Annotated in this window: 12 protein-coding genes; all 12 read right to left on the reverse strand. The window is 40.3% G+C overall.

Going from position 1 to position 21,155, the window contains the following annotated elements; genetic code table 11:
- Positions 1 to 12: 12 nt before the first annotated feature.
- The 12 genes from FHX64_RS13595 to FHX64_RS13650 all read right to left on the reverse strand — a co-directional run bounded on the left by FHX64_RS13595 (position 13) and on the right by FHX64_RS13650 (position 21,058).
- Positions 13 to 1,188, reverse strand: a complete 1,176-nt coding sequence (locus FHX64_RS13595; RefSeq protein ID WP_246392491.1) for a glycoside hydrolase family 76 protein — start codon at positions 1,186 to 1,188, stop codon at positions 13 to 15.
- Between the two features lie 35 nt (positions 1,189 to 1,223).
- A complete protein-coding gene (locus FHX64_RS13600) occupies positions 1,224 to 3,302 on the reverse strand; it encodes a beta-L-arabinofuranosidase domain-containing protein (RefSeq protein ID WP_183414384.1) in 2,079 nt (692 codons plus the stop codon).
- A 51-nt stretch (positions 3,303 to 3,353) separates the two neighbouring features.
- Positions 3,354 to 4,523 carry an aldose epimerase family protein gene (locus FHX64_RS13605; protein WP_183414385.1) on the reverse strand — a complete coding sequence of 390 codons (1,170 nt, stop codon included), beginning with the start codon at positions 4,521 to 4,523 and terminating at the stop codon, positions 3,354 to 3,356.
- Positions 4,524 to 4,652: 129 nt separating this feature from the next.
- Positions 4,653 to 5,852, reverse strand: a complete 1,200-nt coding sequence (locus FHX64_RS13610) for a glycoside hydrolase family 27 protein (protein ID WP_183414386.1) — start codon at positions 5,850 to 5,852, stop codon at positions 4,653 to 4,655.
- A 264-nt stretch (positions 5,853 to 6,116) separates the two neighbouring features.
- Positions 6,117 to 7,181, reverse strand: coding sequence for a glycoside hydrolase 5 family protein (locus FHX64_RS13615; RefSeq protein ID WP_183414387.1), 1,065 nt, complete (start codon positions 7,179 to 7,181; stop codon positions 6,117 to 6,119).
- A 143-nt stretch (positions 7,182 to 7,324) separates the two neighbouring features.
- Positions 7,325 to 9,883: a glycoside hydrolase family 31 protein gene (locus FHX64_RS13620; RefSeq protein WP_183414388.1), complete on the reverse strand. Its 2,559-nt coding sequence runs from the start codon at positions 9,881 to 9,883 to the stop codon at positions 7,325 to 7,327.
- Between the two features lie 71 nt (positions 9,884 to 9,954).
- Entirely contained in the window at positions 9,955 to 12,207 is a 2,253-nt protein-coding gene (locus FHX64_RS13625; RefSeq protein ID WP_183414389.1) for a GH92 family glycosyl hydrolase, read from the reverse strand.
- A gap of 65 nt (positions 12,208 to 12,272) precedes the next feature.
- On the reverse strand, positions 12,273 to 14,462 hold the full coding sequence (locus FHX64_RS13630; protein WP_183414390.1) for a hypothetical protein: 2,190 nt from the start codon (positions 14,460 to 14,462) through the stop codon (positions 12,273 to 12,275).
- Positions 14,463 to 14,604: 142 nt separating this feature from the next.
- Positions 14,605 to 15,687 carry a glycoside hydrolase family 43 protein gene (locus FHX64_RS13635; protein WP_221202218.1) on the reverse strand — a complete coding sequence of 361 codons (1,083 nt, stop codon included), beginning with the start codon at positions 15,685 to 15,687 and terminating at the stop codon, positions 14,605 to 14,607.
- Positions 15,688 to 15,849: 162 nt separating this feature from the next.
- Positions 15,850 to 18,402, reverse strand: coding sequence for a glutaminase family protein (locus FHX64_RS13640; RefSeq protein WP_183414391.1), 2,553 nt, complete (start codon positions 18,400 to 18,402; stop codon positions 15,850 to 15,852).
- A gap of 385 nt (positions 18,403 to 18,787) precedes the next feature.
- Positions 18,788 to 20,206 carry an MGH1-like glycoside hydrolase domain-containing protein gene (locus tag FHX64_RS13645; RefSeq protein ID WP_183414392.1) on the reverse strand — a complete coding sequence of 473 codons (1,419 nt, stop codon included), beginning with the start codon at positions 20,204 to 20,206 and terminating at the stop codon, positions 18,788 to 18,790.
- A 162-nt stretch (positions 20,207 to 20,368) separates the two neighbouring features.
- Positions 20,369 to 21,058, reverse strand: a complete 690-nt coding sequence (locus tag FHX64_RS13650; protein ID WP_183414393.1) for an SGNH/GDSL hydrolase family protein — start codon at positions 21,056 to 21,058, stop codon at positions 20,369 to 20,371.
- Between the last annotated feature and the right edge of the window lie 97 nt (positions 21,059 to 21,155).

Consider the following 21,155-nt stretch of genomic DNA (forward strand, 5'->3'; position numbering starts at 1 on the left):
TCATCTCAATTATTATCTATCAATATCACTTAGTTCTGCGTACAATTCTACCATACAGGCATTATCCAATAACCATTTATACTTGTCCTGCTCCTTCCCAGTCCAGTTTTTACTGAATAAGCCATTTGTGTCCCGATCATATTTCCAGGCATACTCTGCATCTTTCGCCATAATTTTAATATAGGTGGCATTATGATCGACCTCAAACAAAGCTTTTAAACCTCGAAACAATATCACGTTAAACCAGGGAGAATCGTTGTAAAAAAGAATTTCCCGATTTTTAATCTTACGAGATTTAACAAAATAATTAAAAACCCCTCTTGCAGTCCTTTGAGCATCTTCTAAATACTGTTTCTCTCCCGTTGCTTTATAGAGAAGAACTCCGGCTTCAATCATTTGTCCACTGTTGTAGGTATATTTATTCTTTGCAATATGTCCGTTAAGTGATTCATTATCCCAATAGACGTAATCTGAAGGATCACAAAGGGTATTTTTTGTCCATTTATAGGTTGCTTTGGCTAAATCAAGATATTTTTTCTGAGACGTAGCCTTGTAAATTTTCATACACAATACAACAGCAGGAGCATTGGAGCACGTATTCTTGGAAAGGTGCTTTTGTTCACACCAAAAAAGTCCTCCTCCCAGTTTGTCTGACCACCCACTATAAATGAACCTTTGTAACTGAATCGCCCGATTCAAATATGTTGTGTCTTTTGTCGATGCATAAAGATCCATAAAACTTATCGCTACCCATTCATTATCATCATAAAAACGATCGCTTGGTCCATTAAATTCAGGGTATGATTGATAGCATGCAGGCTCTCTTTGAGAATTCCAATATTTTGACAACCCAGGTAACAGGGTGCGTTCAAGTAAATGTTTGTATTTTAAATCCTTGGTTACTTTATACAACGATACACACCCGGAAAATACGCCTGAGTAAGGCCATAGGAATGATACCTTTTGTCGTTTATAAACAATCTTATCACTTACAAAACAAGGAACTTTTTGACTTGTGTCTATCGGATACGTCTCTGTAAACAAATTATCTTTCTTAGCATGATAAAATTGAAAAATATGCTGAAGTGTTATGGCTGCACGAGAAATATTCGTATTACCTAAGCTATCCTGACAATGCAAAAGCATCAACGAAAATAAGACAACACAAAGCAAATAATTACGATTCATAAAGGTATGAGTCTAAACAAATTATTTTATACGCATTATTTAATAACAGGAAAAGCACTGATTCTCAACCTCGCAGCTCCCATTGGGATTAGATCAACCTCAACTTCCGGTTCTGTTGAACTTACAGGACTATCCATTAAAGCTCCACATAGTCCGTTTTGGTCGAGTTTCCACGACGGGATCTGTTTTGCCTTCGCTTTAATTACAATAGGAGCGGACGAAGGAGTAAAAGGAAAATTATCTTTCGGCCAGGCCTTCTTTTCTACTTTAAATGATTTAGCCAGATTATTAGGATCCAAAATTAACCCATAATTCCATGGCGATTTAGGGAAAATCTCCCAGGATGGCCACTGGGCTTTATCGACACCTTGTTGCCACTTGGAATCGCTAATAGCTGTAGCATCACTGGCTTCTTTAACATAGTCTTCCTTTATTTTCAATGAAAAAGTAAGAGGTCCATAATTTACACTCACGCTATTGTGATTGTTTACCCATCGCTGAATCTTTATTTTCATGGGCATTGTTAATGCAATATGATCTCCTCTCTCCCACTGTCTGGTTATAACAACAATTTTCCCGGCAGGAGGATCTGTTAAAAGAGATTTGCCATTTAATTGTATAATAGCATGATTGCACCATTCTGGTATCCGTAAATAAAGAGGGAATGTTACTCCATTTTTCATGGATAGCTCAATTCTAACTTTGTCATCAAAAGGATAGTGTGTTTGTTCATTAAAAGTTACCTCCGTCCCATCGCCAACTTTTATTTTTGCTTCACTTGCAGCATACAATGCTATAAATGCACCGTTATCAGGAGTTGCCATCCATAAATTTTCTGCATAATATGGCCAACCTTGTCCATGATTATGCTGACAACAGCGACTGCTAAAAGGGTTCATCATAAGAAACGGGCCCGCATCCATTACACCAGGACTATGGTTCTTATCATCGCTCACAACCATATTAGGTGCCGTTAAATATCTCAATGCCTTAAAATCAGGAGTCAAAGCTGCCGGAAAAGTATTAAATGCTACGTCTTCTGCATGATCTGCCCAAAAGGAATTTCCTGTAATACGCAGCATATTTTCGTCTGAATTCATTTGTTCAACGATTCCGCATGTTTCAATGCATTGATGAGGATCACTATACCCTGGACGGGCAACTTCATCTGCACCAAACATTCCTCCAGGAACTTGACCAAAATATTTACGAATAATACGGAATATATCGTACGAAGCCTCTAAATCGCTTGAATCTTTCGAAAGTTCATAATACTCGGCTGGCTCTCTAAATCCTTGAGCAACATTTACATTATGCCAGTCAGGCAATAATCTGTACCATGAAGGATCATTATTGCCATGAGGAGTATCACGTGATTCCCAATTTGTCATACAATGATGTATTTTTTGTGCCAGATCTAACAGAAACGGGGCGCCAGTACGATTGTATAACCAAAAAACACTATATAAATTATCCCCGGCACGAAGTCCTTCCCAGTATCCTTTCAAAAAATCTTTATCGGGAATGGCGTTCTGGTACTGAAAAAATCGCGTCATTAGGTCAATAACACGGTGATCATGTGAAAAATCATAATAAGACTGCAAACAATACAACATGATCATATTCCCCCAAAAATTTCGATAGCCATTCTCAAAATGGAGCGGGCCAAAATCTCCATTGGGACGTTGACTGTTAAGTACGCCGTTAATCCACACCTTGGTTTCTGCAAGCATCTTGGGATCACGAAGGATATATGCTAAATCCCCATATCCCTTCAACCAATAGGGCACTTCTTCCCAACCCCAGGCTCCTTTGCCATTTTTTGAAAGCCATGCATTCCCTTTCTTTTGAAGCCAGGCGCTAATTTGTTCCAAATGTCCATTTAGGCCATGCTGCTGCCGAACTAAGCATGCTTGAACCCATCCTTTAGGGCTAATATCTCCAATAGGCAATTTGATATACATACTAGGGATAAGAGGAGCTCTATTACTTACATAATATGCATTTTTTTGTGTAGTACTTGGGTGATCTACAATGCGAACACTTGTACGTGAAATACCTTTACATACAAACGCAAACAATACAACTATCTGCAATATCAATAACTTTTTCATATTTATCTTAATCTGCTGAAATTCAATTTTATATTTATACGAGTCAAACCTTTATTTTTCAACAGAGAATTTATAGATAGAATATGTTGCGTATTTCTTTCCGGGCTTTAGCACAATGGATGGGAAATTCTTGTGGTTTGGAGCATCCGGATAGTGTTGTGTTTCCAGACAGAATGCCGTGCGGTAACCGTCTTTTATATTCTTATTTTGAAGGATATTGTTTCCTGCCATGAAATTCCCGCTGTAGAACTGAAGCCCCGGCTCAACAGTATAAACATCCATTTGTATACCTGATTTGTCACCAATAACTGTTGCTGCATGGAACAGGCTGCCTGCTTTGGGATTATTCAATACATAGTTGACATCATAGCCTTTTCCGTAAGCCAGCTGGGTATTCTTTTCCCCAATGCGTTTCCCTATGGCCGTTAAGGTACGGAAATCAAACGGTGTTCCTGCCACTGAATCAAACTTGCCGGTTGGAATCTGAGTGGAATCCACAGGAGTAACCTGGTCGGCATTCAGTTGAAGCTCCTGGTTGTCGATGGTTCCGCTGCCTTCTCCGTTAAGGTTGAAGTAGGAGTGGTTTGTCAGGCTGACCAGGGTTGTTTTGTCCGTCTGGGCTTCATAACTAATTTTTAATGCATTGTCTGATCCCAGGGTATAGGTCACATGAATCTGCAGGTTTCCCGGGTAATTCGCTTGCCCGTCTTTTGACAGGTAGCTCAGTTCCACCGTTGAGTCATTGGGTTGTGTAGCATCCCAGACCACATCCTGGTAACCGGGTTCCCCACCATGTAATGAGTTGGGTGGATTGTTGATGGCCAGATGGTATGTCTTTCCGCCTAAAGTAAACATTCCTTTGGCAATCCGGTTGGCCACACGCCCGATAATGGCTCCATAGAAACGATCGGGAGAAGTAACGTATTCCTTCACATTTGTGAAGCCTATGATTACATCTGTCGGTACATTGTTTTTGTCGGGAACGACGATGCTCACCAGCCGTGCTCCGTAATTGGTGATAGCCACCTGCATGCCATTCTTGTTTTTCAGGAGATAGAGGCTCGTTGTTTTCCCGTTAATGGTGTCTGCAAAATTCTTTGCCTGCAAGACGGGTACGCCGGGATTGGCACTTTGTTGTTGATTGGTTGCCGTATGCGACTTGCATGAAGCCAGCATGGCAATCGTAAGGCTTAGCCATACATAATGTTGAATGTTTTTCATATTACTCTCATTTTAGAAATTAGTGTGTTATTTGAGCTTATACATTTTTGCTATGGATAAAAAAAATCAGAAGGCATAAACAATAGTATTTTAACTATAATCTTATAAAATCGATTGCATCATCCAGCATTAATATTTGCGCTTACCTTTTTTTTGTTTTGAAAGATACACCATTAGAACATCATGGGAAGGAACCGTGCCTTTTAATGCTTTCTGGGTTGTTCCCATCGCTTTGTTGGTCCATAAATCCACAATAGCATACCGTTGTGTATTGGCATTTAGTTCCCGGTTGGATAACGTGTCTTTTACTACATTTGCTTTCCAGTCAAAATCGATAGCTTTAGGTTCAGCCGCCCGGTTCAGGAAACAGATAGCCCAGTCTCCACCTTCCAACGGTTTCATCCATGTTTCCACGCTGTCTTTAACTTCATAGCGCAATGCCTGTATCCCCAATGAATCCTGATCGACGGCAATGACACCCCGGTTGGTTAAGATATCACGGGTCTCTTCGCTCATGTGGCGCAGGTCATTTCCTGCGATAAGGGGAGCGGCAAGCATAGCCCACATGGAAAAATGGGCACGGTCTTCATTAACCGGCATACCATTGCCCACCTCGAGCATGTCCGGATCATTCCAATGTCCCGGCCCTGCATATTGGCGCAAGTTGACTTCTTTGTCGATGATTTGAGAAACAGATCCCCAATGGCAGTCAATATCTCCGGTAGTACGCCATAGTTCGGCAATGGGAGCTCCCCATAGCCAGGGTTGATTGGTTCCCCATTCACACATGCTGAATACAATCGGACGGTGTGTGGCAGCCAATGCTTTGCTCATCGTGGTGTAGGCTTCCCTGGCATTGATTCCTTCCGTGTTGCACCAGTCGTATTTTAAATAATCTACTTCCCATGAAGCATACGTAAGTGCATCCTGGTATTCATGCCCCCGGGTTCCCGGATATCCGGCACAGGTTTTCGTACCGGCACAGTTGTAAATACCAAACTTTAATCCTTTGGAGTGAATATAATCGCCGAGGGCTTTCATCCCATCGGGAAACTTTTTAGGATCTGCCTGGAGGTTCTGGAGTGAATCACGTGTTGGAGAGAGCCAGCAATCATCAAGTACCAGATACTTGTATCCGGCATCGCGCATGCCGGAAGAGACCATGGCATCGGCCATCTCTTTGATCATCTTTTCGTTGATGTTGCTCTTAAAGGTATTCCAACTGTTCCAACCCATGGGCGGCGTCAGGGCAAGCCCGGGATATTTCTGTGCCAAAGCTGCTGAGGCAACTGCTGCAAAAAACAAAAATGCAAATGTGAACTTTTTCATAATTGATTGTTTTATGTGAAATCGATTGATGAGGCTATCTCCACAGAGAAAATCTGAATATTCACCTTTTACTTCAAAAACAATATTTACAAATATTCCCTGCTAGCTCTCAATGTGAGTTTTTAACTCCTAAATGTGAGCTTCTAATCAATTCTGCAATGTCAAATAATTTTTAAATCTTTATTTCGTTATCAGTTTAGTAATCAGCACTCCATTTATTGCCATAGAGTATAAATCAAAGATTTACAGGCAAAGACATTTCAATCATTGTACGCCATTCAGCTTTTTAATCAAATCAACTTCATCCTGAAGATAAGGGCGTCCATCTTTATGAAAAATATCATGAAACCATACTTTGGGATCCTTCCCATCAGGCATGGGAGTATCCCAAGCATACTTCGTATTAGTCTTTCCTGTAACTAATCCCCAATTTATAGCTCCTACATTTTCAGCTTTCAACATTGGCATAATATTTGAAAAACGGCTATCCCGGGTTCGTGCCATGTATTCTGTACAAATCAGAGGACGCCCAAACGATTTTAGAATCTGAACCACACGTAAATGCCAGATAGGAGCTTCATAATCATGATATGTAATGATATCAGAATTCGCCACCTGAAACTCATTTAACTTCTCAAGGTCCCAATTCCAAAGTCCGGCACTTATAGGCTGATCCGGATGCACTGCACGTGCCCATTGAAATACACTTTTCAATAATGGGAAAGAGGAATTCCCTTTACCTGAATTTCCTGGTTCATTATATAAATCCCATAATAAAATCCTTTTGTCATGTGCAAAATATTGCATCACATCTGTAACATACTTTTTCAATTCAGGGAAACAGGCCCTGTCTTTATATGCAGGAACACCTGGATCCTGCACCCATTCTGAATTATGAATACCAACCCGGGGAGCCGGCTGCTTCCCTTCTTTGGGATGGCTATTCCAACAGTCATCAAAAAAAACAAAAATCGTTTGAATGTGATGTTTTGCTGCGATTGAAAGATATTGGGACACCCTTTGTTTAAACCCGGCAGGATCTTCTTTCCAGGCTAAACTATGCAAAAAAACACGCATCGTATTAAACCCGATATTTTCAGCCCATCCTAACTCCCTATCTATCGTTTGAGGATCAAAGGTGTCTTTTTGCCACATTTCAAGTTGATTGACCGCTGTACTCGGGATAAAGTCCGCACCAGAAATCCATTTATGCTGAGCATACCATGCATTTACGCGTTGTGCTGACCAAACTTTACTATTTTGTGCATATAAATTTAGATATCCCATTAAGAACACAAAGAGAGACAAATATTTAATTGACTTTTTCATAATAAATTATTTTATAAAATCCGAACTTACATTTTCTGAGAATCAAAATTTCTCATCGTACAATTGATTCAAAAAATACTTTATCTCTTCTGGCGTACAAAAGAGCAAGGCAATATTTTTTAAAATAGAACTGTTCCCATGAGTTAATAATTATACAAATAATAAGAACATTGCTTTGCAATAGAAGGATTGACAATTGTTTGATTAATCAAGTCTCCTACTTGAGGATAATACATGGCAAACTCGTGAATTAATCGATTAAAATGAGTTGGATGATACTCAATCCGGATATCTGTTTGATTAACACCCGACAACATGTCTGGAATGGGACTACCGCTATTTTTTAAAAAAGCAACTGCTTTTTTCAACCTATGCATCTCCCCAATCATTCCGTTAATATCAACTTGTTTCGAAGGATAATAAATCTCAAACTCAGTTTTTGAATTACAGCTCACATCATTACTCCTTATATGAACCGTCAAATCATGACCGGAATAATTCCATGTGTCGTTTTTCTTATCTGTGTTGTAAGAGAGTAGTCTCCCATTCAATACCACAGAGTCTGGAATTACTGAGCCATAGAGTTGTACCTCAATATTGCGATTGTGTATCATCCCAGAAAAAGCTCCGGTTCGTGGATAAATCGTTACTCGTAAAACCTTGTTACCCTCTTTCTCTGTTTGAATTTTAGTAAATGTATAAGCTCCTTTCTGATAATCGTTGTTGTTGCCTGCATCTTCATAGAGCCTGGTACTAAAACTGCTTCCTGGAAATACTTTCACGATCAGGTCTTTACTGTTTTCCTGCAAATTCTTAACTTTGTCATCATACATCGGAATAATAGCACCAGCTTTTACATACACTGGATATTGATCTATCATAAATTTACGGGTAATGATCTGACCTCCCTTAAAGAGTGTCCCTGTACTCCATTCATACCAATCATTCCCTGCCGGAAGCCAAACTTTTACAGTCGATAAGCCATTAATAGCCGGAGTAACAACAGGTTTAATGAGCATATTATCTCCAAACATATATTCGTCTTTGAGGGCATAAGCTTCTTTATTTTGAGGATAGTCATAATACATGGGACGGCATAATGAAATCCCAGTGTCATATGCTTTGCGTGACATAGTGTATATATAAGGTGCCAAAGCATATCGTAAATGAATAGCATTATACAAAGCATTAAAATAGTCTCCGGTAAAATTCCAGATTACTCTGTTTAAACGAGGATCTTTGGTCGAATGAGTACGGAAAATAGGACTAAATACACCGTATTGCATCCATCGGGTATACATTTCAGGATCTATTTTTTTCAAAGAATCAGGCACATTTCCAAACCAATGCCCTCCTAAATCATGACTCCAATAACCATACAGGACATTGGATGCCGTGGCAGTAAAATAAGGTTGGAAGGCAAGTGATTTCCACGAAATAACCACATCTCCTGAAAATCCAATTTGATAGCGATGATTACCTAATCCGCCCCAGCGATGGTACAACAATGGCCGTAAGTTTGTCTGTTGTTCCATTTCAGTGAAAAAACAATAATTCAGCCACCATGTATTACTTAATCCTGCAATTTCTTTTGAATATGGCCATTGCTGCCAATCAAGCCACCAAAAATCAACGCCTTCTTTACGTAGTGGATTGAGAACGATATTAAAAAGATTGGACATATATTTTTTATCGGCACACTCAAAAGGAATATTTTTATGCCCTGTGGTATCAAAGCTCATGGCTTTAGCAAACTCAGTATACTTTGCTTCAGTCGGTGCAATACCCGACGCTGGGTGTAAATTTAATGCCGTTTTTAGATGCTGCCCTTTTAACCATTGTAAAAACTTCTCCGGATCAGGGAAAAGCGATTTGTTCCATGTATATCCTGTCCATCCTGCCGTGTGCCAGTCCATATCGATAATCAACACGTCCAACGGTATATTATATTGCTTAAATTTTTCCACTAAGGTGCGTAGCTCATCGTCAGAGTAGTTCCAATAACGAGACCACCAATATCCAAAAGCATAGCGTGGAGGCAGGGGAATTTTCCCAGCTATTTTGGTAAAATCATACAAAATAGCTTTATAGTTTGTCCCATAACCCATGAAATACCAATCTAATTCGGGATTATTCCTCTTCTTTACCCATCTCCAGGAGCTATTATCAAATAAAAAATTGTTGGAATCATCCAATAGATACCATCCATTGCGTGAAAGAAGTCCATTTTGAAATGGAGTTGGAATAGTGTCGCCCTCGTGTGTGTCTCCATTCATACCATCAAGAGTTCGGAAAGTCCCTTTAAGGTTTTCATTGTTTGCCATTCCTGGATGCCAAAGGATAGGAGAACCGTTAGCCTGTTTATATGTTATCTGAAGATTCTCTTGATTAAATTTCCCAGATCCAATCTTATATTTCAACTCCATAGTTGACGTCTTAATAATCAACCATTGCCCCTGATTGATTTGGGTATACGGGATCGCAGGTAAATCTCGATGGATAACAACAAAAGAAGGAGCATTCACAAACCGCCCTGTGGAATCATATTCCATCCGAATAATATGGGAAGTAAGAAGTGTAAAACGGGCTGCCCCTGAAACAATCATGGTGGGTCGATCATCCCTAACCTCATTTGGTTTTTGTTGTGCATGCAAAAAGGTTACGCACAAGAATAAAATCGTACAAATAAAAATGGACTTCATGGTAAATAAAATAATTTCATAGGTTCATCTATTCAAATATGTTATGTCAGATCAAATAAGCAAGTCTCTGTTTACTGCATTATCTTCGACACCGGACAATCCTTAGGTTGTGTTGCCCATGAAGATGGTTTGTTGCCCATCCGGAAGATCAGCCTGCCGCCTTGCTCTATCGTTTTCCTTGTGATGTAGGAATAGGGATAGTCCTTCCCATTCAGCGTCGCCGATTGAATGTATTTATTGGCCTTGCTCACATCCTTCGCCTCTACCTCAAAGGGATGTCCGCTTCCTGTATGCAGTGTGATTTTCGAAAACACCGGACTCCCAATCGCATATTCTCCACTGGACGGATTCACCGGATAGAAGCCCATCGCTCCAAAGACATACCATGCTGACATCTGCCCGCAGTCGTCATTCCCGCATAGCCCCGACCGTGTGTCGGTGTACAGCGAATCCATGATCTCCCGGACCCTGTCTGCTGTTTTGTAGGGTTCGCCAACGTAATCGTACAGATAGGCTATCTCATGGCTGGGTTCATTCCCCTGTGCATATTGGCCGATCATCCCGCTTACATCGGGTTCTCCCGGGTTATTATTGATAGAGGGTTGGTCAAAAAGGGAATCTAATTTATGGGCAAAGGCTTTCTTCCCTCCGATCAGATGGACTAACCCGTCTACATCCTGCGGGGCAAAAAAGGTGTATTGCCATGAATTGCCTTCTGTAAAGTCATCACTGCCTAACCGTGATACGTCGATCGGGTTAAAGGGTTCCCGCCATTGGCCTTGGGTGTCTTTCCCCTGCAAAAAACGGGTGGCTGGGTTATAGAGATTCTTATAGTTTTCTGCACGTTGCATGTATTTCCTGTAATCGGCCATCTTCCCCAGCTTCCTGGCTACCTGTGCCACACACCAGTCGTCATAGGCGTATTCTACGGTGATCGATACGGAATTGTTTTCTACGTTATCGGGGACATAACCGTATTGATGGTAGGCTTTCATGCCCCGGATGGTATCCTCTACAGTGGCTTTCATCGCCTGGTAGGCTTCTGCTATGTTGAAATCGGGATGGCCGTGCAGGCAGGCGTCTGCTATAACCGGGATACTGTGGTTCCCGATCATGCACCAGGTCTCGTTGGAATCCAGCTCCCACACCGGGAGTCGTCCGCCTTCCTTGTACATGGCCAGCATGGATTTGACAAAATCGTCGTTGGTCTTGGGTTCTATCAGCGAATAGAGGGGGTGGGCTGCCCGGAAGGTGTCCCACAGGGAGAAAACGGTGTAGTAGTGAAAGCCTTGGGCTTGGTGTACTTTCCTGTCCATGCCCACATATTGCCCATTGACATCGCTATAGAGGTACGGGGCCAGCAGCGAATGGTACAGAGCCGTATAGAACGTGCGCTTCTCTGCTGTGCTGCCTCCTTCTACTTCTATCTTCGATAATAGCTTATTCCAGCTCTTTTCTGCCGAGGCTCTCACGGCCGAAAAGTCCCATCCGGGGAGTCCCGATTCCAGGTTGGCCTTGGCATTGGCGATGCTGACGGCTGAAATGGATACCTTCACGAGTACGGGTTGGCCTGTGGTACCGGAAAAGCGTATCAGGGCTTTTTCTATTTTCCCTGTCCCTGCTGCCTTGTCTTCTTCTATCTGTCCGTCATTGTCTATGGCTTTCTTTACAATCGGCTGGTTGAACTTGGCATAGAAATAGACATACCGGTCGTGGGCCCAGCCTGTGGATTGCCGGTAGCCTTCTATTGCGTCATCGCCTACAAAACGGATCGAAGAGGATACCGTTTTGTTCTGTATGCCCCGTCCCAGGTCGATAATCATATCCCGGTCTCCCGTCCTGGGATAGGTGTAGCGTTGCAGCGCGCAGCGTGCGGTGGCCGTCAGTTCGGCTTTGATGCCATAGCTTTTTAGCATTACTGAATAGTAACCTGCGCTGGCCTGTTCGTCCTGATGGCTGAAGATGGAGCGGTAGCCTTCTCCGGGATGTTCCTTACTCCCGGGTTCGGTTTTCCACCCTCCGGTATAGGCCATAAAGAGAATGTCGCCCAGATCGGCAGCACCTGTCCCGCTTAAATGGGTGAGCGAAAAACCCATCAGAGACGTGTCGCTGTCATGGTATCCCGAACACCAGTCCCACCCGTCTTCTCCTGTATCGGGACTCACCTGTACCATCCCATGTGGCAGGCATGGCCCGGGAAACGTGTGCCCATGAGCTCCTGTCCCGATAAAGGGATCGACATACTGGGTTAAATCTTGGGAGGACGCCTTGCCCCCACTGAACCATGCCAGTAAAACAACTACAAAAATCAAACTCTTTTTCATTAGCCTGTTATATTTTATTCATTTACGGTTTAACCTTAAAGGGGCTCATTAATCGTAATATTTTATTACCACTTTAGAGTAACATGTATGCCTTGTGGATTATTATCAAAACTCATCCAGCACGTTTTTGTTAAGGGATCCCAAGATGTCTCGATATTTGAAACAATTTGCCCATCAACATTTTGAACTAATATCGAAACTGGCTTCTGTGGTAATAGGATGCGCATGCTGTTTGTCGTATTTAACGGACTTTTGGCCAGGAAAGAATAACTTTTAGGAGTAATAACCTCTTTATATATTCTGGCAGCAGTTGCCAATACTTGGGGATGTTTTTTGTTCCTTATCCTTTTTAAATCATACAGAAACGCCTCCGAACCCGGCTCAACTACCTTATCTTGCAAAACAGGTAATTTTGGATTAAACAAATCAATTACAGGACCTTGAACAACATACGGATTTGTATCTACGCCTTCTTTCATAACAGCTACAATATCATACGGGCCTCTTTCCAAACAGAAATTATCCTTAAATATTAAAGATCGCCCTTGTGTTGCATTTTTGTACGCTGCCGCTGCCGTAGCAATCAATGGGATATCTCCATCATGCTGTAAAACAAATTCTTTCGGATCCTGTCTTATAACATATACCATACCCTTCCCTACATGATATTGTCCTGCCCGAAGTTCCGGATTTAAATTCATCAATTTAAATAATTGTTCTGAAGGAGCTTTGAAATGATTTTTGCCCGTATTCCACCATTCCATGACGTTTTGATAAGGGTCGTTATCGCGACCACAATAAATCAGCACCCCTCCTGCTTTCACCCATGCAGCCAAATACTGATGGCTTTTTTCTGTCATGGGTTTCATATTGGAATAACTCATAATCAAAACTTTGATATGCTGCAATGATTCAGGATATCCAAGATTTTCTAAATGAACCAGTTGCACAGGGATTCCCCGCTTGAGTAATGGGAAAGTCTGTCCGTAAAAATTAGAAAACTGCGGATCAGTATATCCATCATGCTCAGGGAATCGTTGAAACATCAACGAGTTACACATAAGCACTCCAATACCCTGAGAACCGTTAACTTTATGGCCTGAGAGAGGCATATTGTTTAACGCGTTGATCATGACTTGTATCTGGGTAGAATAATAGCGAGGGATCAAAACTTCTTTATTACTATTCGGCAATTTATACGTATGGGTATAAATTCTCTCAGGCCAAGGCATAACTTCATAATGATTAATCATAGGATATAAAAGCTCTGCTGTAAAAGTTGCCTCATAATTATGTTTATAATCTGACCAGTCTCTCGGCCAATCTTCAATCGGATCCGTAAGGAAAAACAGCGTTCTGTGTGTAGGGGCTGTCATCGAAACCATCGATCCATATTCCAAGAATGCATTCTCAAACGTTCGTTCTTTTTCTATGCCGTTATAATATGTTGGAGTTCTTGATGTTCCGGTCCACACTTGGGCAATATACCCATCAATACTCGGCAAGGAAGCTAAACTCGCTTCAGGACTGACAATTTCCCACGAGGAATAATTTACAAGCGAATGAGTTGCAATATATACTTTGACATCTACTCCTTTGCTTTTCCCATATGCTTTAGCGTATGAAGAGACTTCTTGAATGGCGTGATAATATAAATGGTACTTTAATTTATTCGATAAATAAGTATTTTCTGCCGATTGATCCTGCGCTCTCCATGGGAATCCATAATAGCGTTGCCATTCTTTTTTAAATACATCACTATAACCGGATTTTGCCCAAAATTCAGGTTCCTCAAGAAAAATAGAATGAATGCCGGCATCAATTACCTTCTTAATAATTTCTTTTTTAAAATAGTCAAGATATGAATCAATTGGAACAACATATGGGTTATATTCTCCATGAGATACAGCATCTCCATTTTGTTGCACTTGTGCAACATTCATATGGTTTTTACCATCCCACTTCCCTAAATAATAATCCTTATAATCTCCCCACGCAATTCCAGTCATAAACTGTGTTTGATACTGATGATCTTTCCAACTTTGGAGCCGTTGTTCAAATGTTAATCCAGGACGATCATTAGCTCCATATACAATGGCAATATCTGACCGAATATCTATTTGGGGTAACCAAATGCTACTTGTTTGAAATGCAGTCTTACCCGATACCTCTTCACTCCTTCCTGAGAAAGATTGGGCAGAAACGAGGGGAAAAGCAATTAAGAGCAAAAGGCAATAAAAAAATCTAATTATCATAATACAACAAATATTCATATCTTGATCCGACGAAAATATAAAAAAGGGGAAGGAGGAGCAATCCTTATTCAATTCTATAACCAAAATTCATTCCCCGACTCCTCCAAATAGCCTTCCTTTTGCTAAAAATCCATTAGGCAATTTATTCTTTTTCAGAATATATGATCCTGTATTTCACTCCACTTGGTAAAGGCTGTGGAGAACGAGTCGGGCCTACCACATGAGGAATCCCATTTTGAAACACAAGACGATCTATACACATATTCCTATTCCCGCTTGGATGATTAAAATCAGTATGAGTGTGATAAACAATAAAATATTCACTACTATCCGGAGACATTGTCACCATACAATGCCCTGGTCCGGAAACACCTAAGGGAAGATTTTTCTTTAAGATAGGATTCCCTGAATATTTAGTCCACGGCCCCATCGGAGAATGTGCAGTCGCAACCCCAATAGAATAATTGGGATCGGTATAACAATTCCCGGAATACAATAAATAATACTCTTGCTTGTATTTCATTACAAACGGACCTTCGTTCCACATCCAGTTCTGATTTATATTCTCCCATTTCTGGTCAGGAGAAAGTATCGTCTCAGGCGTTCCTACAGTCTTGGAAAGGTCATTATTCAATTCAACTACACATATCTGGCTGACATGATTTCCATTGATTATATTGGTAGAACAGTCTCTGACAAAGAACAAATAGCTTTTATTCTTATCTAAAAACACATCGCCATCAATATAAGAATATGAGTCTTCATTAAAGAATGGCTGCCCCCAATCAATAAAAGGGCCAAGAGGACTATCGCTTTTGGCAATTCTCACTTTCATTTTACCATTATCTCCAATTGCACTATAAACCATGTAAAATTTGCCATTATGATATTTTACTTCAGGAGCCCAAAAATTACCTTGTCCCCATTGATCTCCGTTATTAAATTTTGTCAAAGCAAAGCCTTTCTCTTCCCAATCAACCAAATTGGATGATTCCCACACTTTGAACCCTATTTGAGAAGAGGTTGCATACATATAATATTTACCCCCATATTGTAATACATAGGGATCACCAATATTAGTAATTCCCCCTACAGGATTGGTATATGTATAACATGTATCGGGAATTAATGTAAGTTTTTGATTAGAGACATTCTGCCCACAGCTATAAAAAGAGCACAATTCTACCATTAACACAAATCCCGTTAAGAAAATGATTTTAGGCATAGGGTCAATAAATTGTCTCAAAGATAAATACATAGAAAACGTTTTATAAGGTACATCCTAAAGAATAGCACAAACTAAAAAAATACCTGTCATTAAATCCACAAAGACAGCCTAACTCTTTTACAGATAAACAGCCAGTCTTCCTTTATGAATTACAGAAGATTATTCATTAACAACATTCACTAACCCAACATCAAGAAATTGTCCCCCTCCTGTTTGATGACAATGAGCAGCTAACGTAATCTTTGCCCCTGACTTTAATAACTTCCGAGCAACCGCACTAATTTTTAAAGGCTCATAAGTCGTGTTATAGCTGGTTGCTTTCGCAGCAAAAACACCATTAACATAAATCTCTACATCTTCGTCATGAAACACATAGAACTGAAGGTTTTTGTAATTCCCATTGGGCATCGTAAAAGTACGGCGAATCCATATGTCGCTGGTGTCCCATTGTGTATGGCTTCCCTCTAACGTTCCAAAGCCAGCTTGACCTCCCTGCCATGTGGTGACAGGAAAAGATGGCGACATCCAATTCTTAGAGGGTTGATGAATGGTATAGCTCCAATCACAATGCGTAGGAACCACCGACACTACTTTAGGCGGGAATGGAAATTTAGGTAAAGGTGCCCATTTAAGATTTTTCATTTTATCGCCTGATGCCCATTTATGCCACATAGCACTATTTGTTAACATCTTAATAAAAAAGCCACCAACAACAGGACGAGCATGCATACCCCCGCTATGGATGTCATCCGTCATATAAGAATCGGCTATCGGATCTCGGACAGTAGTATGATCTAAATAATCGTAAATTGGAGATATGAAAAACCGGAAGTCTTTATCATCCGCCATTGTAGCTGTCCATATGGACCAGTCTGCCTTTGTTAAATGCGTTCTGGAATCCAATGGGAGACCATAAGGCTGCATAACCGTTTTATAAAAGGCTATTTCTTTTTGTGCAACGGAACTGGGGAATATATTTAAATGAAGGATTTGATCCCAAACAAGATTATATTTCTGACTCCAGGTATTGGGTTTGTCAAAAGCTAATTTGTAATGATACCCATCAGCAGCAACTTTCATCCAGTGCTCAGCATCATTTTTAGCTAAAGCCATAAATTCCTGTGCCGTAGTATTATCGCCTCTCATTTTGCAAAGATCTCCATAAGCAGCAAGCGCAAGAATAGCTTTTACAGATAGATTCGCATTGTGCGCCAAATGTCCCATAAAATCATCAGTACATAATTGATTTTCAGGATCCAAACCGTAGTTTTTCAAGTAATCTGCCCATTGTGTTAATTGTGACCACCAGGGAGTAACAAAATTTGCATTACCATCGGCATGGGCAATGGCATCACAAAGCAGAAGCATATTCCCGCTCTCTTCAACTGGCATACCCTCTCCGCCGTCATCCCGCCCAGTAATGATTGGATATGTCCCTAAATCGTGAGGGGCGTTAGGAAATTTCCAATGGGGGGAAGCCGCATAATCAAGCACTGAGACTAAGGTTGCTTTTGCTAAAGTAGGATTAAGAAATATCCAAATTGGATCCATAGGATATATCACATCAACAGTAGCAATATCCCCGTTGCTCGTATTCTCTTTGGTAAAAAACAAAGGTTGTCCGTTGGCATCAGCGGCTAATCCACAAGCTGCAATACACTCCCGATAGGCTGCTGCACAAATTTGGGCATATTGGTCTCCTCCCTCTTTAGTCATGTCTGCCATTAACTCATGATCAAACTTTTCGCAACGATTACGTAATGAAGGATATTCTTTTGATGCCGTCTGTAGCAAGACAGAAGGAGTGGCTCCTTTGCGACGCCAATAAGGACGTAATGGTGTCCCAAAATATTTGATTGCATAAATCTCATCGTAGGCAACGATAACCTGACGCTCTACTGTTTTTGCCCCAACTTCTCCAAGATGGAATACAAATGCCAGAACAGGCGTATTATCGTCAACCGCTCTTGGCATGCGGGCATCAACGATAGAAGGAATATCCCCCTTTTGAGAAAAATCTTCAAGTAACGTCTGATTTGCTCCAATCGCCGGTTTTGACTCTGAACTCAAAGCAGCAGCATAAGCATATCCCCAATCAATGCGGTGATCATCCCCGGAGAAACCTAAAATAGGCTGCGCTTGTGTGCCAACCCGTAAAGCCGTTAATGTCCCCATTTTTAATTTCCCCCACTTCACTGTCTCGGCAGGCGTATTAACTGCTAATTCGGAACTGGTACTGCTATAAATAGATACTTTATGTGATTTACCGTCAACAGATCGGACATCCCATGTTATATAGCTCAATGGAAGAGAGAATGCATTTAAATCATGCGGCAAGGCCGGCGTCATAAACGTTAGGGTAACATGCACCCCGGCATCTTCAAATTCATAAATACTGCGTGTGGGTAACACCTGCAATGAACGTTGAGGAAATGCTGGCACGTCTTTAGGTTCAGCCCCCATCAGTCGATAGGTTCTACCATCAATACGAATCAAACTCGCTAACGCTTGTTCGTGATGGGTCCAATGCACAGTATTTTTATCTGTCAGATGGTCTGCTTCAGACCAAATGCTTAAATAAGGATCAAACGTCACTAATGGGACTGCCGGCGGACGAAACGACACTGGTTGTCCTGAAAGTGAGGGAGGCATTATAATGCACGAAAAAAGTGCCAACAAAATCTGTATGGCTTTGAAGTCTTTTTGTTTCATGTTAATTCCTTGTTTTTGCTAGATAAAAAAATATTTTATTGGAAATTTTTCATCCTTAATGTGTTCTCATATGTCCAGAATATCCCAAGGCATCTTAGCATCGCATCATAGGCTTGTAAGGCAAGACATATTTCATCTGTTTATAATTTTTCTTTTATTGGTCAGATGGAACTCGCACATAAACATTTCTTTGTGTGTCATGCTTTATGTGTCGTGCTCGTTTCATATCTCTTTTTCTTAAGTTGTTATACGAAATATTAATTCCTTTCAGTGTGAGCTTTAGGGGTCCCTTATCACGTAAAACGGATTCACACAAAGTGATTTGTTCTTCGTTTACTGTTCTTCGTTTTCGAAACTTACTAAATAACTCATTATGGTTTTATTCTTATTCCATCTCAATAACGATATCATGCGTTCCCCGTATTATTGAACTAATAGAATAATTACGCTGTCTTTTACCATCCACTGTAAATTGTCTAATCGAATTCCCTTGACCTTTAATCAAAATATTCAAGACAGAACGACGATATTTGAGATTTTTCATTTCGACAAAATGAATTTCAGATGGTAAATAAGGAGCAAAGGCGAGTGAATGTTCTTCAAATCTTAATCCAAACAGCCCTTTTAGAATCATCGATATATATGCCGTTGCTGACCACGTTTGTAGTTTACATGATTCCCAATGATAATGAGGATGTAATGATCCATTCGGTTGCCATCCACCGTCGGGTTGCCCATTGGAAGGATTATAAATTTCTCTGAAATCATAGTCCCCTTTGTCTTTGTCCAGTGCCAAATGGGTCAGACCAAACAGTTCCTTGGTAAACGAAGTTCCGTCTCCTACAGCTAGAGATGCTTGTGCAAAAAAACCGTTTACCATTGGCCAAATCAAATTATTATGCCTCCCTGGATGCTCCGATGAATACCTTGGAAAATCTGGATAAATAGACGTTATACCGTATTTGGATACTACCGCATGGTGAATTAACTGATTTGCGGCATTACCATTAATGACACCAAAAATAACAGCAAATGAAATTCCAAGTGCTTCCTGATACTTGTGAGCGTTCCCATTCTGATCAATCAGGTAATAAAAAGAATCACTGTCTTTGTTATATAAATACTTCAGTATACTTCTTTTGATCCTATCAGCTTTTTGCTGATAGTTGATAGTGATTCCCTTATCTTTATGTAAAACAATGCTCATCTTGCTTAAGTCTATATATGCTTCATAGTACACACAATTGGTACTTAAGCATTTCATATACATTGAATTTTTATAATCAAGGACTCCACTGGAAAAGTTCAATGTGTCAAAAATAGGCTTAGGGTAAGCGGCAATGCCATCGTTAAATACGGATGGCCCCATAAATAAACCATAATGAGGATCAAAAGTTTTTTGCTCCAAAGATTTCATTGTGTTGGCTGAGCAAATATACGCTTGTGCCAAAAATGACTTGTCTCCAGTAATTAAATAGTGGTTGTAGGCAGCAATGACCCAAATAATCTTGTCCCAATACTGATGTCCAATAGTATCTTTTTTGATTGTCACATGCCATAACGATTGCTCTGCAACTTCCGGTCTCAACAAACTAACTCCATTCCATGAGTTAATCGCAATATCACGAGTCCATTCTCCTCCATAATCTGCCCCGGCAGCAAGTATACCTCTGCGAATATTAATATCAACAGTTTCTATCGCTAATTTATATGCTGCTTTTACTAGCGGATTATCACAAGAAAAATCTTGAGCAAAACTATGAAGCGTAGTTAATAACAGGAAAACTGATACTATTCTTCTCATCCTAGTGTATTTATTGATTCTTTTGTCTTAAAATATTATATGGTAGAATTTATCACAATTTGACTGTTATGGCAACTTAACCCTTCCCTCATCTTTAAATATTCCAATCGGGCTATTTTATCCTCTTTTCCCTCCATATCGGGGAATAATCCGACAAAATTATTATCTCTGGGACAGAGCCTTCAAAATAGCCTTTTCTGCCAGCGGCATCATAATCTTGTACCCTGCCTTATTGGGATGAACGCCATCAATAGTGTATTGGGATTTAAACCCATCTTTATGATCAACTAAAGCAGAAAAATAATCCAGATAAACAAATTTATTGGATGTTGCATATTGCTTAATCCATTGGTTAAGTGCTATAATCTTCTTGTCCGGATGGAGCCCCTTATGCCATGGATAATCATAAACCGGAAGCAATGATGAGAGAACAACCTTAATATGATGAATCTTGGCTAATTCACACATAGAAGCTATGTTATCTTCTATCATACCTAATGTTGAAGGGCCTGTGTTTCCTGCAATATCATTAGTTCCTGCTAAAATGACGACAACTTTTGGATGTAAATCTATTACATCAGCCCGAAACCTTAGAAGCATTTGTGGCGTTGTCTGTCCACTTATACCACGATCTAAATAGCCATGTTCAGCAAAAAAATCCGGGTAAGCTTTAATCCAAAGATCTGTAATAGAATTCCCCATAAAAACAACACGTGTGTCATGTGGTTTTAATGCTCCAAGTGCGCTATTTTCCGTGCGATACCGGGTTAAGTTTGCCCAATCTTGTCCATGAAGAGTTTCTCCCAGAAATAAAATAAAAATCGGAATTAAAAATACATATTTTATTTTCATAATGTATAAGCATATTTAGCTGTATAAAAATAAATATTACTATAAAAAGCTGGATCTCTCTCAAATTTGAATATAAAAATTCTCATTCTAAAATTAG

It is taken from the genome of Microbacter margulisiae (assembly GCF_014192515.1).
Lineage (GTDB): Bacteria > Bacteroidota > Bacteroidia > Bacteroidales > Paludibacteraceae > Microbacter > Microbacter margulisiae.

Coding starts and splice junctions, on each gene's coding strand:
- FHX64_RS13595 (WP_246392491.1), bottom strand. CDS start 1,188: ATGAATCGTAATTATTTGCTTTGTGTTGTCTTATTTTCGTTGATGCTT.
- FHX64_RS13600 (WP_183414384.1), bottom strand. CDS start 3,302: ATGAAAAAGTTATTGATATTGCAGATAGTTGTATTGTTTGCGTTTGTA.
- FHX64_RS13605 (WP_183414385.1), bottom strand. CDS start 4,523: ATGAAAAACATTCAACATTATGTATGGCTAAGCCTTACGATTGCCATG.
- FHX64_RS13610 (WP_183414386.1), bottom strand. CDS start 5,852: ATGAAAAAGTTCACATTTGCATTTTTGTTTTTTGCAGCAGTTGCCTCA.
- FHX64_RS13615 (WP_183414387.1), bottom strand. CDS start 7,181: ATGAAAAAGTCAATTAAATATTTGTCTCTCTTTGTGTTCTTAATGGGA.
- FHX64_RS13620 (WP_183414388.1), bottom strand. CDS start 9,883: ATGAAGTCCATTTTTATTTGTACGATTTTATTCTTGTGCGTAACCTTT.
- FHX64_RS13625 (WP_183414389.1), bottom strand. CDS start 12,207: ATGAAAAAGAGTTTGATTTTTGTAGTTGTTTTACTGGCATGGTTCAGT.
- FHX64_RS13630 (WP_183414390.1), bottom strand. CDS start 14,462: ATGATAATTAGATTTTTTTATTGCCTTTTGCTCTTAATTGCTTTTCCC.
- FHX64_RS13635 (WP_221202218.1), bottom strand. CDS start 15,687: ATGCCTAAAATCATTTTCTTAACGGGATTTGTGTTAATGGTAGAATTG.
- FHX64_RS13640 (WP_183414391.1), bottom strand. CDS start 18,402: ATGAAACAAAAAGACTTCAAAGCCATACAGATTTTGTTGGCACTTTTT.
- FHX64_RS13645 (WP_183414392.1), bottom strand. CDS start 20,206: ATGAGAAGAATAGTATCAGTTTTCCTGTTATTAACTACGCTTCATAGT.
- FHX64_RS13650 (WP_183414393.1), bottom strand. CDS start 21,058: ATGAAAATAAAATATGTATTTTTAATTCCGATTTTTATTTTATTTCTG.